Below are 17,016 nucleotides of genomic sequence, written 5' to 3'. Positions count from 1 at the left end.
TCCACCTTGCTGGCAAGAAGGGAGCAACACCCATGTACATCAAGGGAGTTTCGCTCAGTGCCCTAAACGAACTGACCGCCCAGGTCTCGGATGATTGCTACGGCGGCAACGTGATCGTTGCGCGCGGTGCGCACCGCACGGGTGCGCACGCCATAGTGGCGAGGCTCCGGGTGATGGATTCGCACGGTCTGGGCGCGCGTACCGCAGCGTCGGGACGGCATGGACCATACGCCTGTTGGCACGCTTACCGAGACGTTCTCGCCAGGATCTTCTTCGCGTATCCGTCGGCGACCGTGCGAACCTGCCTTGCCACGTACCGAGGCATCCGGGGCTTTCAGGATCACTTCCAAGCGACGGAGTATCACAACTGCGGGTCCGGGCAATGTCCCCGGCCCATCTGCGAACTGTGCGTCATGTGCCATGTCGATGCGTCGAGCGGTATCGCGGACCTTGTGTCTGTGCCGCGCGCACAGGACGTCGCCGCGCGCATGCGCGCGGAGCTGGCAGAGGCTGAAGACAGCCATCCGGAGGAGGAGTTCGTCGGACCGGCGAGCCTCCTTGGCGCTCCCGATCTTGCGTATAGCTGCGACCGCTGAACTGGCCGCAGTGACCTGGCTCGGAGATGCGTGCGCAGGAGCGGCAGGTGCGGTCGTTGATCTGGTCTGGCCCTCTCGGTACTGCCTGCCGCCGCATGGGAGCTCTACCCACGCACCGCTCAACTTCTTGTCCCGGCTGCCTGAGGAGGCTGCCGTGTCCGACGCCCTGTTTCGTTCGCTCGACGTCATCGAGCCGGGCGCCCTCGTGGTCTATCACGGCTCGATCGGGTCCCATCACGGCCTCTGGCTCGCTCTGCCCTGTCTGTGCCTCAACTGCGCACGCGCCGACGAACTCGGCGTCCCCGATTGCCGCTTCATGTTGATCGATCCGTGGGGCGAGCTGTCCGGCCCGCACCACGTACGCCGCGAGTCGATCACTCGCTCGTCGGCCTGTGTCTGAGTTTCCCCGGCGCCGCGCCCGGCCCGTGACGGGTGCGGCACGGCCCGGTGGCCGTGTGTCCCCGATCGCGGCTACCGGGTCACCCTTCGCCTTTTCGGGCCCGTAGCTCAGCGGCAGAGCGGTCGGCTTATACCCGAATGTCAGCGCCGGTTCGAATCCGGTCGGGTCCACTCCTCACCTGTTGAAGGAGGCAGAGCATGTCCACTGACATCAACGAGCGCTTCCGCGCTCAGCGTTCGGCCTTGATCGCCGCGACCGGCGGTGTCCGGCGCGAGGACGGGACGTACGCCGCCACGGTCGGCTATGACCGGGGCGAGGTGATTGGCCGTGACGGTCTGGACACCTCGCTCGGCCGGGCCGCGCTCTACTCCGCCGTCCCTGCCTGGCATGGCCTGGGCTGTGTGATCCCGGGCGGTATCTCGGACATCAACTCCGTGCTCGACCTGGGCGGCATCGCCTTTCGCGTGGAGAAGCGGCGCGTTCAATACGAGGTGGACGGGGCCCTGCGCGCCATGGCGGATCGCTGGGTGACCGTCCGCATGGACACCGGCGCCGCCCTGGGAACCGTCGGCGCCCGCTACCAGATCTTCCAACAGCTGGAGATCTTCACCTTCCTCCAAGACCTCGTGGCCGAACACGACGTGATCTGGGAGTCGGCGGGCGCATTGCGCGAGGGTCGCAAGGTCTTCATCACTCTGCGGGTCCCCGAATCCGTCGTGATCGACCGGGGCGGGCTCGACGACGAGGTGATCCTCTTCATCGTCGTCATCAACTCGCACGACGGCACATCCGGTGCCGAGGCGGTCGCCACCCCCTGGCGCGTGGTCTGCGGCAACACGGAGCGGTTCGCACTGCGCGACGCGGTCTCCCGCTGGTCGCTTCGCCACACTTCCGGCGCCCTGCAGAACCTGGCAGAGGCCCGCCGCACTCTCGGCCTGAGCGTGAGGTACGCGCAGGCATTCGAGGCCGAAGAAACGGCGCTTGCCCGCACGGATCTCGCCATCAACGACTTCCACAAACTGATCGCGGAACTGTGGCCCCTTGACGACGAGGCCGCGCCTCGCGCCCGGCGGATCGCGGAGCGGCGTCGTGACCGGCTCGACGTGATGTTCCGCGACGAGTCCGAGCAGCTGGGCCACACCGCCTATGCGGCCGAGCGCGTCGTGACCGACTACCTCGATCACATCGCTCCGCGCCGCCCCGGCAAGACCATGAGCGAGGAGATCGCCCGCGCCACTGCCGTCCTGGAGGGCTCGGACGACGACCTCAAGTCCACGGCGCACAAGCGGCTCATGAACCTGAGGGCCGTCCGGACCACCTGACGCCCCCACGGCCGCGCCCCACGCCTTCCTTCCCACGCCCGACGTAGGGCGCGCACCGCCCGCCTGCGTAGCTCAGCGGTAGAGCACCGGCCTTATAACCCGGTGGTCGCGGGTTCGATCCCCGCCGCAGGCACGGAAGTTCACCGCGGACACCACGAGCAAGGGGGACCCCATGGTCTTCGAGCTCTGCTTCGAAGAGCTGCCAGCACATGAGACGGGCACCCGCCTGTGCCTCGCTGTCGACGCCATGAGCGCCGCTCATCGCGCCCTGCACGAGCTTGGCATGACCAGCCACAGCGCCACACTGCCCGACTGGCCCGAGCCTGAGGACTTCGGCATCACAGACGAGGACATGGAGCGCTACATCGCCGATCCACCCGCATCCATGCCGAGGCCAGTACGCGCGTTCAACGACGCGCTGGCGAAGGTCGCCGAGGCGGAAGCTGACCACCCCGACGGCATCCCCTGCTACAAGCTGTCGAGCAACCAGGGCTGGCTCGTCACGCCCCGCGAGATCGCGGCAGCCCTGGGGTGGTGGGCTGCGGCCGATCCCGGACTGCGCCAGAAGGTCACCGGCGCTCTGGAGTGGTGGCCCTGCCTCGTCGGCTTCCTCAGGCGGGCGCGCGATCTGGGCGGCTTCCGCGTCTGGTAGCCACACCGGCCCGGCCTCGCTGCCGGGCCCCAACACTCGCACGACCGAAGGAGCCCGACATGGGCTACGACATGACGATCGAGAACACGCCCGAGGATGAGGCCGTAAGCACCCAGGAAGCGAAGGCGGCGTTCTACACGGCCGCCCAAGAGCGCGACCGGCTCGACCTGCCCCCGGACCACCCTGACGCTCTCACGGCACAGGCCGCCGTAGAACGTGCCTACGACGCGATGCTCACCGCCGACACCTCCTACTTCCGGCTCAACATCTGGGGCATGGGCCGCTACCGCGAACTCATGGACCAGTTCGGCATGGTCGTCTGCGACTACGACCCCCCGCCCTGGCCGCACGTACCCGACGACCTCACCGACGAAGAAGTCGACGAGGCGGCCACGGCGGCGCCGGGAGCTGCCATCCGGCCCGAGGTGCACAGCTACCTCAAGCAGGTGGAATCTCACCTGAGTTGGCATCCAGAGCCGGTCTTCGGCATCGCTCTCCACAAGTGCTGCAGCAACGACGGATGGCTGGTCACCCCCGAAGAGATCACAGCCGCGCTGGAGAGCTATCGCACGCACGACAACGACGAGGTGAGAGTCCTCGTCGGCGAGGATGAACTGGACTACTGGCACCAGTGGATCACGTATCTGGAACGTGCCCGGCATCGCGGCGGCTTCCGGATCTGGTGAATGAGCCGGGACTCCTTGGGAGAGGCGGGCGGTGCCACAGAGCACCGCATTCGCCCCCTGAAGGCATGGAGTTCGGGCCGCACTTGTTCGGCGCGACGAGCTACGACGGCTCGCTTGCGACGACCTTCGAACGGACCGTCACCAACATCGTCTATGACACTGTGACGGCATGACGGGCGCGTGGTGCCCCTGGCAGCACACCGCGTACGGCATCGTCCAGGCCATCAGCACCTTCACCCACCACGAACAGATGGCACGCAGCGTGGCCCGGGCGGAGCGCAACATGCTCCAAGCGATTTCCGGCGGCGTCGACCACCTGGATAAGTGCAGTGCTGGGACGTGCTGCGGCATAGGCCGCCCAGGAACACGGGTGGTCTGGAAAGGCCGCAGCGCAAGCGGGTCGACATCACGCGGCAGTTGCTCTATCTCTCAGACCAGCAACCGAACCCGACGAGAGACAGGGGCTTCGGTGAACCAGCACACCGAGGAATTGCTGCGTGATGTCGTCGCCCGCATGGAGCGGGCGATTCGTGACCGTGACTGCCCGGCGATGGTGGCCGTGCAGGGGGATCGCACCCTCATGCTGTCCGACTACGACTACCTGCGCGATGAGCCGACGGCTGACGCGTTCGAGGAGCGGGCTGCTGTCCAGGTAAGGGCAGTTCATGCTGTCCGCTGGGTCTTCGCCGTCCCCCAGGTGCTGGTTTTGGCGGGCAGCGCAATGGCCGCACGGGCGGTGTCGAATCACCCGCTGCGCGAGGGAGAGCGGGAGGCCGTCCTATGGGTGAGCTGTGATCGGCGCGACGGAGTTGACTACGGACTGGTTCCCTACGGCCGCCGGCCCGACGGAGCGGTGGCGGCTTTCGGGGAGCCCGAGGTGTTCACCGTTGCCCTGCGGCCCGGCGACAAGCTGCCCGGGAGGCGGCTCCTTCACTGCCTTGAGCTCCCTGGTCTCTAGGGGCAGCTAAGCGGTCTTGGTGAAGTTCGCTGCGGCTCCCGTCAGGTCCTCATCCGGCGGGGACCGTCTCGTCACCCGCAAGTGAGTTGCCCTCGGCGATGCTGCCGCAGGAGGACGGGGCCTCCTTGCCGGCGAACCGGGCGCGCAGCCAGGCGAGCGCGGTGGGCACCGTGGCTGTGGGCGCGGTCAGGTGGCTGAGGGCGTCGTACTGCTTGTACCAGACCGCGGCGTCGCCCTCGGCGCAGTACTTCCGCGCCAGCGCCCGTGTGTCCCCGGCGACCGTGATGCCGTCGCCCGAGCCGATGCCCGCGATGTTGCTCGTGGTTCCCTCGAGGGAGCCGGCGTTGCCCTGGCCGATGTAGCCGGGGACGGTCGGGGTCGGTGCCAGGCCGAGGTTGGACTTGTTGACCGCCTCGACGAGCTCGGGTACGGAGTTCGGGTTCGCGTACTCCGGCTTCGCCATCTTCTTCCACGTCAGACCGGGGTAGTGGCCCAGCGCGTCGGCGATCGAGGAGTGCTGGTGCTTGTCGACCAGCTGCTTGCCGTAGTCGTTCAGGTACTTCTTGAGGTCGATGTCGTACGAACGCGCTTGCCCGATGAGCAACTCCGGGATGAGCCCGGACCACACCTGACTGCCTTCGATGTACCTGAGGATGTGCGAGGGCTTCACGAGCACCCCGCCCTCGGCGTATCCCACCAGGCGCTTGTTGACGTCAGGGGCGTACTTGGGCGCGAGGGAGGCGGCCCAGTTGGTCGCGACGGCGCCGCCGGAGTAGCCCATGAGGCCGACGCGCGCGTCGGGGCTGATGCCGGTCCTTGACGCCGCGCTGGAAGCGGCACGCAGGGAGTCCAGCGTGTTGTACCCGTACTCGCGGGAGGCCGTGAGGTGGGCGGCCTGCCCCTCGGTGTCAGGGAGGACGACGTCGTAGCCGGACAGCAGGAGCGGCGCCACGAGCGTGGACTCGCCGTTCGCGATCAAGCCGCCGGGCAGCTTGACGTTGCCCGCGACCGCCCGGGACGGACCGTCTTCGGGGTCGAGTGAGTCGTAGAACGACTGGTACGACACGACCTTGCGGCCGTCGCCGCCAGGGCTGCGCAGCACGGAGGTCACGCCTGCGGACGGGTGGCCCTGCGCGTCGGTGGTGCGGTAGAGCAGCTGTGTCGCCTGGAGGGGGGTCGCGATACCCAGGACGTGGTACGGCAGCGTCCGGACCTTGAGCACGTCCCCGGGACTGTACGAGGACAGCGGCTTGCTGCCGTTGTAGGTGTAGAACGCGTCGCTCCCGGCAGTCGTCGACGAGGACTGTTCCTGAACGCCGGACGCGTCAGCGGGCACGGCGGCGACGGCGAGGGCGACGACGCCCGTGATCGCGGCGTACCGCACTCTGCATGTGCGCATGACTCTCCCAAACGGTGTAAGCGGATCAGAGAGATGACCGCTACGGCCCGAAGGGGGGAGTTGCCGAAGATCGGTTCCGGCGCAACCTAACAAAGGCGCACGGCAGTTGACCAGGGTGCGCCAGAGTCTTCACGGGACGAACGGCGGCTGAGTCAGTGACCCTGCTCCGCCAATTCCCTTGTGCCGCCGACCGGTCGGAACGGTGCAGTGCCGGGGCCCTGGCCACCGACCGAGCGCGTCATGCCACGAGCGCGAGCCCTCGATACTTGCGCAGTGCTCCACGGCCATGCGGATCGCGACGCGCACAGCGTCCTCGCGTGTTTCCGCAAGCTGCAGAGGCGGGATGCCTGCGCGGAATGCCGGCTCTTGGACCGCTGTCGCGAGGAGTTACTGTGCGAGCCACAGCCAACTGCCCGGCGACCAGGGCCAGGCATAGTCCGGTCGGGCCTTCCCAGCCTCTGTGCCCGTGTCCGCCCTCACTACATGCCTTACTTGCCTGTACTTAGCAGTGTCTTCCTACCTGCGAAGACGCTTCACAACACTGAGCGGCCTTGGGTATTTGAGTTGCGTGTGGGGCCATTGTGGCTGCTCGCCGCGTCAGGGCGGTGTCGATGGCGGTGTGCAGTTCGGGGGTGCTGGTATAGGCGCGGACGGGCGTGTCCTGGTACTTGACCGAGCGCCACGCGCATTCGATGCGGTTCAACTCCGGTGATCTGGGAGGGAGGTAGAACAGATAGACTCCGATGTCCGCGAGTTCTTCGCGGCGTCCCTTGAAGAGCTGGGCGTGGTGGATGGGGGCGTTGTCCAGCACGATGGTGCAGGGGCGGTGCCGCTGGAAGCCGGGCACTTTGCCGAGGTTGTCGGCGCCGCCGGGCAGCTGGGCGATGTGGGTGCAGACGAAGTCGAGGACCAGTTCCGCGTCGATCTCCCCCTCGACAGTGGTTCACACGAGCTCGGGCCGGGGGTCGGTGTCGTTCAGCGCGCCGAGCACGTTGACGCGGCGGTTCTTGGTGTCCTTCCGTTTCACCACCATCCGGGTCCCGGTGCGGGCCCAGGTGTAGCCGGTGGGCAGGGTCGGCGAGAACCTGCACTCGTCGAGGTAGTACAGGCCCTCGACACCTGCTTGGAACCTCAGCCGTACAGCCGTAAACCCTCCAGCCGCTCCCATGCTGCGGCCTGGAGGGCCGGATTGGCCTGGTACCGGATGCTGTCGCGGGTGCGTTTCCAGCGGAACCCGTCCCGGTGCAACAGCACCGACAGCCAGGAGGAATCCAGGTCGACGCCGCGCTCACGGCGCAGCCACTCGGCCAGCGCCGGCAGCGTCCAGATCCGCCCCTTGGCGGCGGAGGCATCCAGCATGTCCTCCAGCGCGTCCAGGTCCTCACGCTTCCACCGGGGCGGCCGCTCCGGTCGCGGCGCATCGGCCAGGGCCTCGAACCCGCCGTCGAGGAAGCGATGCAATGCCCCTCGTACCGTGACTAGGTGCTTCTCGAGGACCAGCGCGATCTCGGGCGCCGTGCGGCCCTGGGCCGCGAGCCGTACACATTCCAGTTGCATCCGCTTGTTGGGCACGAGCTCCCGACACCTCAACCGCCGCCGCAACTCGGCGACTTGGGCTGGCGAAAACTCCACCCGCAGCGGCGTCATCACCATGGCAACCCCTCCCGCCAGGTCGTCTACCCAAGCCGCACCACAAATCACCAAGATCGCTTAGTAGGGGTGTGGCCGTGTTGCCCCGGCGTAGTCATCACCGGCGTAGCGGTAGGGGCTGATTCTGATCTTCTGGGTTCGGCCCGGAGCGTCGATCATCCGTCCGTTCCCGATGTACAGGCCGACATGATGAATGCCTCCCCGAGGGTGACCGTAGAAGACGAGGTCACCGGGGCGCGGGGGCTGGCCCCCTGGTAGGCGCCGGCCCGCTGCGTATTGTTGCTGAGCGGTGCGGGGCAGGGCGATGCCTGCGGCCGCGTACGCGGCCTGGGTGAGTCCTGAACAGTCGAAGCCCAGATCGCCCACGGCAGGTCCGTTGCCGCCCCAGGTATAGGGGAGCCCCAGTTGCCGCTGGGCGTAGTCGATCGCTTGGAGGGCGGCGGCAGAGGAGTCGAGGGCCTGGTCGCCGCGGTAGCGCTGAGCCTGGGCGAGGACCTTGGACACGTACCAGTTCGCGTTGTTGTACGTGTAGATCGCCTTCCGCGGGTCGGAGTTGTTCCGCGCTCCTGAGTCACAGAGGTAGGCCGCGGCGGCGTGGATCGCGTCACGGGGGTTGTAGGGGGAGGGCGGGACCGCGCCGCCTTCAGGGAGCGGGTGTCTGGCTATGACGTGGGTGAAGGTGGGACGCAGAAACTGCATCGGCCCTTGCGCGCCCGCGTAGTTGGAGCCGTGGTGGACGCCGGGGAGTGCGGAGCGGCCGTGATCGGTTTCGATCTTGCCGATGGCGGCGAGTGTGGACCAATCGAGGCCCGGGCAGGTGGCGGCCGCCTGCCGGTAGAGGGTGAGGTAGCGGACGGGGATGTCGGAGAGGGCCGTGGCGCTGGGCTGTGAGCCTCCGCCTATGAAAGAGGAGAGGAGGCTGCCCGCGCCTGCCGCGACCGTCACGATGATCAGGAGGAGCGCTGCTGCGGTGGCGGTGAGCATCTTGGCCATGGGGATCTACCTCTGGTGGGCGCCGTTCCGTATCGGCGTTGCCTGGGGGTGGAGCGGCGGCAGGATCTGGTTCGTGGCGGGGCTGTCGGCGGTGGGGCTGGGAGGCGTGGCGAGGGGGTTCAAGTAGGGCCAGGCGCTGGGGAGTTCAGCGAGGGCGAGGCGCCGGTCCGTGCGGCTGTTGGGTGTGAGGGGGAGCCAGCGGGTGTCTGCGGGGCCGCTCGGGTCCGTTGCCGTGCTCGACTCCGCGGACGTCGTGGCCAGCGGTACGGATGCGGGCTCGGTCAGGGCGACCAGCGCTTCGGTCACGGCGTGCCGGATGCGGGCCTCGCGCTGTGCGGTCGGCGTCCAGACCAGGACGGGCGTCGTGATGCCGGTGCTCTCGGCGAGCTTGGCGTAGTGGGGCAGTTTGGCTCCGACGCGGTCGGCGGGACGCTCGGTGCCGCAGTCGTGTTCCAGGAACCACTCGAACTCCCTGCCGTCCTCGCGCCAGCGGCCGTAGGCGTCGGGGCGTACGACGTCGCCGAAGTGCTCGTGGCATCGGGCCTCGGACCACCAAGCGGTCAACTGCGCGTTGCTGGCGCGGGAGTGGGCGATGAGCGAGGTGAAGAAGCCGTTGGTGCCGACGATGTGGTTCAGGCGCAGAGAGTGGGCGATCCCGAGAGCGTGGTCGTGGCGGTAGCCCAAGTCCTGTATGTCCATGCCGTCTTCGCGGGCTAGGACGCTGGCGCCGGCCACGTCCAGGACGTAGTGCATGGGCGCGGAGCCGTACGTGACGAACGGCTGGAAGCGGTCGAGGACGCGCCACCTGTAGAGCTGGAGGAGGCGCTGATTGGCGGCTCGGAGGGTGGGCCAGGCGAGTTGGGCCAGCTGTGGAGTGGTGAGGACTCGATGTTCGTACACGAGGCGGGCCAGCCAGCGGTCACGCGGCGTGAGGCGGGGTGCGAGCCGGGCCAGGTAGTCGCCCGTGGCAGCGGTTCGGCCGCTGAGGCGCTTGGGGCGGTGGCCGCGGAGGGAGCGTTGCGGGCCGGGGTTGGTGATCATGGCTGGGTTGACCTCCAGGGGAGTGCGGGTCACGCGGTGCGGCGTGGGTCAGAGGGATGCTGTGGAGGCTTGCGCAGGGAGGGGCGCGCCGTCACGGGGCGCGCGTTGTGGTGGGCTGCGGCGCGGATCGTCCGCGCCCGGCCGGCCAGCGGCGGCGGAAGCTTCTTGGTGAGCACGGTGAAAGCAGGGGCTTCGGCGCCGTTGAGGACCGGGCGGACGACGGCGTGGAAGGCGTCGAGGTTCGAGAGGTCGTGAGCGCCCACGCGCGGTTCGGTGTGGCGCGCGAGGTGATGGGCGTCCTCGGGGGATGCGTTGAAGAAGATCTTGGTGCGGGCGTTGGTGCTGATGCCCTCTTCGAGCTCCTTGGGGAGCTGCCGCAGGTACTGGTGGGCCAGCGTCATCGAGAGGCGGTAGCCACGGGCCTCGGCGAGCATGTCCTCCAGCGCGTAGGGGAGATGGAGGAAGTGGTGCGCCTCATCCATGTAGAGGGAGGCGTCATGGCGGCGATTCTGCGGGGTGCGGGCTCGGCGGGTGGCGGCCTGCCAGGTGCGGGCGACGACGATGGACCCGATGAGGTGGGCGGTCTCCGCACCGAGGGCGTCGCGGGCGATGCGGACGAGGCAGATCCCGCCCTCGTCGAGTACGTGATCCATGTCGACCGTTGAGGCACCTCCGGCCAGTGCCTCGCGGACGAACGGGCGCAGCAGGAAGCCGCGGAGCTTGTTCATGAGCGGCGCCGTGACCTGGGCACGGGAGGGGGAGGACAGGTCGTCGTACCAAGTCCAGAAGCCGCGCAACACGTCGTCGTGGATCTGGCCCACCGCGCGCCGCCGGAAACTGGGTACGGAGAGCAGCTTCGGCAGGTCGGTGAGCGTGGGCGTGCCCGGCAGGGCGCGCAGCGTGAGGAGCCCGGCGCGGAGTATGTCGTCAGTGCGGGGGCCCCAAGATGCGGCGTAGACGCGGGAGAAGATCGAAACGAGGTTGTCGACGGCCCGCGCGGAATCCTCACCCTCGAGGGGATTGAGGATTGGAGGGTGGGACGTGCTGTCGGCGTCGAAGAGAACGACCTTGTCGCCCAGGCCCTCGGGCAGCCGTGCGAGAACATCCGTGACCAGGTCGCCCTTCGGGTCGATGACTACTTGTCCGCGACCGGACGTGGCGTCGGCGAGGATCATGTGGGCCATCAGCTCCGACTTGCCGGAGCCGGTGGCGCCGAGGATGTGGAGATGGTGGCGGGCGTCGCGGACACGGAGGCCGACGAGGCGGGGGACTCCGGTGTCGGTCAGACCGATGGGCCTGACCGCTGGCCCGGCGACGGCAATCCCCGGCGGGGGCGGCACGGCGCGAGCGCCCGCGCGCTGCAGACCGGGGATGGTGCTGTCCCAGGGAAGGTGGGCGACTGCCGCGAGTTCCGGGAGCGACAGCAGATCGCCCTTGTTGAAGCGGCGCTCGGCAAGAGACGGCAGGGCGAGGCGGAGGCGGGCGCGGACGTAGAAGTTGTGTTCGGTGTACGTGGCGTAGGCGCTGGCGATCGCGTGTGCTTGGCCGCGTAGCCGTGCGCGAGTGAGCGAGGCTTCCTTCGGCGGGCTCGTGCCCTCGGAGACGAGGGACGTCACGGCGTAGCGGATGCGGGTCTCGTACTGCGCGCCGCGCTGTTTGGCGACGATCGATCTGTCCTCGGCCGATGCCTGCAGTACTCGCTGAGGATCGTGTGACCGGAGTGTCGTCGCCCGCGCGGCTCTGTGGTGGCCGGGGGTGAGCGCGTCCAGGAGCCGTCCCGTCGGTCGGGCAGACCCTTTGGTGCGCATGCGTCGGGCCGCGCGACGTGCCTTCTTCACCCGGTGGCCGGTCACCGGCCGGGCCAGGACCTGCACCACTGCCCGCTCCTGCGCGCCAAGACCAGCGGGGGCGCCGAGCAAGGCACGCAACGGATCCGCCGGAAAGTCGCTGCGCACGGGCAGGGCCTCACTGCGTGCCAGCCGAAGTTCTCCGGTGGCGGCCGGTGTCCCTGTGCGCTGATCCGGCGTGGGGGGTGTGGCTGGGCGGGTGCGTGTCTGGGCGCCGGGCCAGGCCGCCTCCACGGCGTGTTCCACCATGCCGGGCGGCACCGTGCCGGGGACCCAGAGTTGGATGCCGACGGTGTCGTGGTCGAAGACGTACTCCCAGGCCAGGTGGGGCTGCCCGGCGAGCAGGCGGCGCCAGGGTGGCCGAAGGAGGCCGACCAGGTTGGCCCAGAAGGCCGTGGCACCGGTCGGATCGCTGGTCGGTGGGGGGAGTATCTGGGTGATCCGCGCGTCGCGTTGCAGGAGTCGATGACATCGTCGGCGCCATCGTCGGCGGGCCCCGAGCACGCCTGCTGCCGCGAGGAGCAGTACGCCGAGGACAAGTGGGCCCCAGGTGTGCAGGAACTCGTCGATTCGAGCGAGAGCTCCGCCGAGACTCCCGTACGGGTCCTGCAAGTACCGCTCCAGCGGGGAGGGTTGATTCCCTTCGCGGGGTGTGTTCCGTGACGGATCACGCGGGGTCCAGAGAGATCTGTCCATAGGAATCGACCTCCAGGTCGGGCAGCGGGGCACCGTCGTCGTCCATGTCGAGACGCACGAGCGCACGGGCGTCGGCCTCCAGTGCCGGTGTTTCGTCCGCGGCGTAGGCGGCGAGCTCCGCCGGGTCGCTGGTCACCAAGCGGTGTTCGACGGGCGAGGCCACGCTGTGGAACGCCACCCGCTGAGTGCCGGTGGACAGCAGCCCTTGTCCGCGCTCGGCGGTCAGCAGGAACTGCCGTTCACCGTCGGACAAGTTGAAGGTGTGCGTGATCTCGTCGATGGCCTGGGGAGCCTGCCGCAGCAGGATCTGCGTCGCCGCGTTGGCGATCACCGCCTTGCCCAGGTCGGTGCCGAGGACATCGGCGGTGTCCTGCGTGGCCACGGTCAGCCCCGCCCAGTGCTTCCGGCTGGCCTTGGCCATGCGGAAGAGGAAGTCCGCCCCGGCCCGCTCACGCATCAGCAGCCATGCCTCGTCGACGACGACCAGCCGAGGCGTGCGCAACGCGGGGTTGGAGACATGGCGCCAGACCGCGTCCAGGGTCAACAGGGTGCCGATCGGCTTGAGTTCGTCGGGCAGATCGCGCAGTGAGAACACGACCAGATGCCCTTCCGGCCGGCTGGTGGTCGGGGCGTCGAAGAGGTTGGAGAACGCGCCATGCACATAGGGGTGCAGCCGGGCGGACAACTCCCTCGCGGCAGCGTCATCACCGTGCGAGAGAACGTCGGCCAGATCGTGCAGCAACGGGGCCGGGCGGGTCCATGTGCGGGGATCGGCAGTGATCCCGGCCCGTTGGTACGTCCCGACCAACGCCCGGTCCAGGGCGGCCCGCCGAGGAGCGCTGAGCGGCGCCCCCAACAGCACACCGATGACGGTGTGCAGGAACAGCGAGCGGCGCACCAGCGCGTCTCTCGGCGCGCCGAGCCGTCCGTCGGGCCGGGTGTGGAGGGGAAGGTCGAACGGATTGAGCCGCACCGCCTCGCCGCCCAAGTGCACATAGGTGCCACCGACTGCGGCTGCCAGGCGGGCGTACTCGTCCTCCGGATCGATGACGTGGACCTCGATGCCCCGATACAGCGACCGCAGCAACTCCAGCTTGACCAGGTACGACTTGCCCGCGCCGGAGCGGCCAAGGACCACGGAGTTGTGGTTGTCCAGGGCGAAACGGTCCCAATGCACCAGCCCTTGGCTGCCGACGTTGTACCCATATAGCACCCCGCCGGGCGCGGACACCGACGTCGGATCGGCGGGCGGCAGGTCCGGGCTCGTGAACGGGAACGCGGCGGCCAGGGCGCTCGTGTCGAAGGTCCGGCGCATCCTCACCGCGTCCAAGCCCATGGGTAGGCAGGTGACCCAGCCCTGCAGACTGCGGTACGTGGTGGGCTTGGCGTCCAGGAGCAGGCTGGCCGCCAGCGCACGCACCGCAGCGACCTCGTCGGCCAACTCCTCGCGGCCGCCCGCGTGCACGGTGAGATACAGGCCGAGCCGGTAGAGCTTGCCCTCGCCCCGGGCTACGCGGGCGGACAGGTCGTATGCGTCCTCGGTGGCCGCCTCGACGTGCGGGTCGAGCAGGCGCCCCCTGTCCTGGGTGTAGCGGCGGCCGGATTCGAGACGGGCCAGTTGCCGCCGCAGCCGGTGGGCGGCGGTCACCGGGTCGACGGGCTCGATGTGCAGGGCGACGTCCACGCGACCGGGGTAGGTGAGCAGCGGCTGCAGCCAGCCGGGGTGGACTTCGCGGGGGTAGCCGGTCACGGCGAAGGAGGCGACCCACTCCGCGCCCACCTCAAGGTGCCGCGGCGCGATGACGAGGGTGTCGGGAGCGAAGGCTTCGCCTTGCCCGGTCACCGACTCCTTCCGACGGATGGAGCGCTTGCCGGCGCGGGACTTCACCGTGACTCGCCTCGTCCTGTCCCGGTCTGCGCTGCGCAGTCCCGGCCTGGGGAGCTGTCTGAAGTGATCACCTCATCGGCCTTGGCACGCGCCGCGGACGGTGGAACGAGACTGTCGGGGTTACAGGCCGCCACAAGGATTGCGGTCGCTTGCCCCGCATCCAGCGGCGTCACGGTGATGCCCAGCGGGCCGAGCAGCTCAGATGCCTCGTCTAGACGTCGCGCCAGCCGCACCTCGGCCGCGCGCCGCAGCGCATGAGCAGGCGGCAGGTCGGCGTGGTTTCTTCTTCTCCGGCCGAGCCCGGTGAGCGGCGACATCTCGTCCAGAACTGCCGTAGATCCCGTGGCGCCCCCGAGCGGTTCGCGCAGGACCAGCAGTACTTGGCGTTGCAGGAGATCGCTCTCGCGCGTCAACTGCTCCAGATAGTCGGCATGTTCGCGAGCTGCCGTCTCTAGGGCCGGATCCGGCAACTCAGCCGCATACGCACGCAGCTCACTGATCTGCATGGACAGATCGAGGCGTTCGGTCCGGACGAGGACCTCTACAGGAGCGGTGAGCGAGTGCAGGTAGCGCCCGAACCCGGATACGAGCGACTCCTGCTCGGCTGGAGTACGCAGGGCGAAGTTCACCGTGCCGCAGACCGCGATCGCCGCGACGCCGTCCGCCCCGAGATCCACGACTCCGGTCTCCGACACGTGCTCGGCGGGCAGCTGCACGGGGGCCATCGCCAGCGCCGAGGGCACCGAGTCTCCCGTCCGGCCGCGAGCACGCCGGGCGAGCCAGAGCGGCGGCGGGACGATGCCCTCGGGCGCCGCTACGTGATAGCGCGGAGCCAAGCGCTGGCGTACGGCGGCCAGGGCGAGCCGATCCAAGGAGAGCCCGTCACGACTGCCGAGGGCCAGCAGGGCCGCGGTACCCGCCAAGGGAAGGGAGAAGAGGAGGAAGACCAGGACGGGAACGAAGTCCCGCAGAGCCATCCATGCTCCGTACAGCAGCATCCCTGTGACGGCGAGGATGAGTAGCTGACGGGCGTTCAAGTGAGCCAGGACCACGTCCTCACGCTCGACGTCAGCGGGAATCCGTACCGGCTGGGTCATCGTGAATTCCCCTCTCCGGGGCGAGCCGGGGGAGGCGGCGAGCTGAAGAACGGTGGCGGCGGTGGGAAGCGGCGGGGCGGATGCGGACGTACAGGCGGCAAGGGGTGCACGGGCTCACGGAAGGGCGCCCGTGCCGGTGGTCCAACGGCCCGTCGCGGAGGCGGAGAGGGGTCTACGGCCGGGGTCTGGAACCGCGTCGGGGCGGGAGGCGTGGGTGGGAAACCCCGACGCGGAGTTGAGGAGCCGTGTCCTGGTGCACGGCGGTCCGGAGCGCGGAAGGCGGGTGGTCCCGCCGTTCGGATGGGCTGAGATATAGAGCGCGATGACGAAGCGGTGGCGGCCCCCGGGGACCGGGCATCTCCCGGTTCCTGGAAGTGCGGCAGAGGTGGCGGTCCGGGAGCCGGTGCGACGGTGGGCGTAATGGGCTGACCTGGTGCTTGTGAACCCGGCCCCTGCGCAGCCTGGTTGGGCGACAGGAACAGCGGCGGGCCGGGCGGCCGACGAGAGCCCGAAGCCGTCCGGCCACCTGGCTGAGGCCCGCCTCTTCCTGCCTGCCTGCGCCGTGGGCTGAACGGTGGCATCCCCTGAGCAGGTGGCGGACTCGGATTGGTGGCTGACGGGCCGCGGCCCCCGCGCCCCCCACGGCCGACCGCAGGCCGCCCCGAGGCGCTGCGCAGCAGCCCAAAGGTCTTGTACATGACCATGGCGCGCACCATTCGCCCGGCGAACGACCTTCCCCGGCTCACTCGCACCGAACTCAGGATCCAGAAGGGGATCTTGAAGAGGATGTACATCAGCGCCAGGACGACGAGCACGGCGACGAACCCGTCCCGTGTCGGACCGAACGGACTGAAGTTTCCCGGGGTGAGGAAGACGCGAATCCCCACGACCAGCGCCGCCGACTGCGCGACCTGAATCGCCAAGAGCCCGGCGAAGGTCCGCCACCACCAGCGGGCGACCCCCTCCGTCAGAGGAAGGGCGTGACACATCAGCGCCAACGGAGCCCCGGCGATCAGCAGGATGGTCAACGCCACCCGCACCACGTACGTGACCAACAAGGCCACCAACACCACCGCGACGACACCCCACAACAAGATCCTGAAGATGTTGCCGCCGGCGACGAAGCTGCTGAGCACGAACTCCCGCAGCGCGATGCCCGCCGAGTTCTTGTCGAGTCCTCCGCCCAGCACCGCCACGGACAGTGCGTTGGCGAGCTCGACCGCCTTGGTGGCGAACAGCAGCGAGAACCCCGCCGCAAGGAACCCCAGCGGAATGCGTGGCCCGAGCTCCCTGAGCGAGTACCGGGCCTGGACGGACCCGTGTGCCATCAGCAGCACCCCGGCCACCATGATCAGCAGCGAGTACGTGGCGAGCGTGATCTGCCACGAATCCGCCCACAACTCGCCGACCCTCGGCAGTGAATCGGGGGTGGGTGTGGTGAGCAGCGTATGAGCGAGGAGCTTCAGCAAGGGCTGGAGGGCGACGGTCACGAGCCCGGTGAAGAAGGCGTTGATGGCCGCGGTGACGCCCTTCGCGATCCAGCCGACCACGCCGCTTCGAGCGTCGCCCGCGGCCGCTTCCGTACGGTGGCTGGGAGCGAAAGCCGGTGCGAGCACGGAATCGTCGCGCTGCCGCGTGCAGCTGCTGGGGGTGCAGGGTGCAAGCTGCGCATCCGTCGCGCTGATGGCCGTCGAACTGCTGATGGCGACCGGCGGCGGGGGAGAAGGGGCCCCCTCCGCCGTGGCATGCAGCCCGGCGAGAGCGACCAGCAGCACGCAGCCGATCACCACT

Annotated in this window: 14 protein-coding genes, 2 tRNA genes and 1 pseudogene; 8 read left to right on the top strand and 9 right to left on the bottom strand. The window is 68.9% G+C overall.

The window, feature by feature from the left end; genetic code table 11:
• Positions 1 to 32 precede the first annotated feature (32 nt).
• The 8 genes from ACFWYM_RS05855 to ACFWYM_RS05820 all read left to right on the top strand — a co-directional run bounded on the left by ACFWYM_RS05855 (position 33) and on the right by ACFWYM_RS05820 (position 4,614).
• Positions 33 to 596: a hypothetical protein gene (locus tag ACFWYM_RS05855; protein ID WP_384830523.1), complete on the top strand. Its 564-nt coding sequence runs from the start codon at positions 33 to 35 to the stop codon at positions 594 to 596.
• Between the two features lie 154 nt (positions 597 to 750).
• Entirely contained in the window at positions 751 to 996 is a 246-nt protein-coding gene (locus ACFWYM_RS05850) for a hypothetical protein (RefSeq protein WP_384830520.1), read from the top strand.
• A 96-nt stretch (positions 997 to 1,092) separates the two neighbouring features.
• Positions 1,093 to 1,166: transfer RNA gene (locus ACFWYM_RS05845), tRNA-Ile, on the top strand.
• Positions 1,167 to 1,193: 27 nt separating this feature from the next.
• Entirely contained in the window at positions 1,194 to 2,318 is a 1,125-nt protein-coding gene (locus ACFWYM_RS05840; protein WP_384830517.1) for a DUF932 domain-containing protein, read from the top strand.
• A gap of 61 nt (positions 2,319 to 2,379) precedes the next feature.
• Positions 2,380 to 2,451: transfer RNA gene (locus ACFWYM_RS05835), tRNA-Ile, on the top strand.
• 39 nt (positions 2,452 to 2,490) lie between these two features.
• Entirely contained in the window at positions 2,491 to 2,970 is a 480-nt protein-coding gene (locus ACFWYM_RS05830; protein ID WP_384830514.1) for a hypothetical protein, read from the top strand.
• 59 nt (positions 2,971 to 3,029) lie between these two features.
• A complete protein-coding gene (locus ACFWYM_RS05825; RefSeq protein ID WP_384830511.1) occupies positions 3,030 to 3,656 on the top strand; it encodes a hypothetical protein in 627 nt (208 codons plus the stop codon).
• A 169-nt stretch (positions 3,657 to 3,825) separates the two neighbouring features.
• A complete protein-coding gene (locus ACFWYM_RS05820; RefSeq protein ID WP_384830509.1) occupies positions 3,826 to 4,614 on the top strand; it encodes a hypothetical protein in 789 nt (262 codons plus the stop codon).
• A gap of 49 nt (positions 4,615 to 4,663) precedes the next feature.
• Here ACFWYM_RS05820 and ACFWYM_RS05815 read toward each other — a convergent pair whose 3' ends face one another.
• From ACFWYM_RS05815 to ACFWYM_RS05775, 9 genes and pseudogenes are all read right to left on the bottom strand, one after another.
• Positions 4,664 to 6,013 carry a lipase family protein gene (locus tag ACFWYM_RS05815; protein ID WP_384830506.1) on the bottom strand — a complete coding sequence of 450 codons (1,350 nt, stop codon included), beginning with the start codon at positions 6,011 to 6,013 and terminating at the stop codon, positions 4,664 to 4,666.
• 502 nt (positions 6,014 to 6,515) lie between these two features.
• Positions 6,516 to 6,941, bottom strand: a pseudogene (locus ACFWYM_RS05810) (transposase); the annotation flags it as partial.
• A 203-nt stretch (positions 6,942 to 7,144) separates the two neighbouring features.
• A complete protein-coding gene (locus ACFWYM_RS05805; protein WP_384830503.1) occupies positions 7,145 to 7,666 on the bottom strand; it encodes a winged helix-turn-helix domain-containing protein in 522 nt (173 codons plus the stop codon).
• 57 nt (positions 7,667 to 7,723) lie between these two features.
• Positions 7,724 to 8,656, bottom strand: coding sequence for an NlpC/P60 family protein (locus ACFWYM_RS05800; protein ID WP_384830500.1), 933 nt, complete (start codon positions 8,654 to 8,656; stop codon positions 7,724 to 7,726).
• A gap of 6 nt (positions 8,657 to 8,662) precedes the next feature.
• Entirely contained in the window at positions 8,663 to 9,730 is a 1,068-nt protein-coding gene (locus ACFWYM_RS05795; RefSeq protein ID WP_384830497.1) for a replication-relaxation family protein, read from the bottom strand.
• Positions 9,727 to 12,156 carry a type IV secretory system conjugative DNA transfer family protein gene (locus ACFWYM_RS05790; protein WP_384830494.1) on the bottom strand — a complete coding sequence of 810 codons (2,430 nt, stop codon included), beginning with the start codon at positions 12,154 to 12,156 and terminating at the stop codon, positions 9,727 to 9,729. The genes ACFWYM_RS05795 and ACFWYM_RS05790 overlap by 4 nt, the downstream gene beginning before the upstream one ends.
• 55 nt (positions 12,157 to 12,211) lie before the next feature.
• Positions 12,212 to 14,083 (bottom strand): VirB4 family type IV secretion system protein, encoded by a 1,872-nt coding sequence (locus ACFWYM_RS05785; protein ID WP_384830491.1) that lies wholly within the window; start codon positions 14,081 to 14,083, stop codon positions 12,212 to 12,214.
• Between the two features lie 41 nt (positions 14,084 to 14,124).
• On the bottom strand, positions 14,125 to 15,225 hold the full coding sequence (locus ACFWYM_RS05780; protein ID WP_384830488.1) for a PrgI family protein: 1,101 nt from the start codon (positions 15,223 to 15,225) through the stop codon (positions 14,125 to 14,127).
• A complete protein-coding gene (locus tag ACFWYM_RS05775) occupies positions 15,222 to 17,012 on the bottom strand; it encodes a hypothetical protein (RefSeq protein ID WP_384830485.1) in 1,791 nt (596 codons plus the stop codon). The genes ACFWYM_RS05780 and ACFWYM_RS05775 overlap by 4 nt, the downstream gene beginning before the upstream one ends.
• Between the last annotated feature and the right edge of the window lie 4 nt (positions 17,013 to 17,016).

It is taken from the genome of Streptomyces sp. NPDC059009, from assembly GCF_042740175.1.
GTDB lineage: Bacteria > Actinomycetota > Actinomycetes > Streptomycetales > Streptomycetaceae > Streptomyces.
Note: the sequence above shows the minus strand (reverse complement) of the source record. Positions and strands in the feature narration are given on the sequence as shown.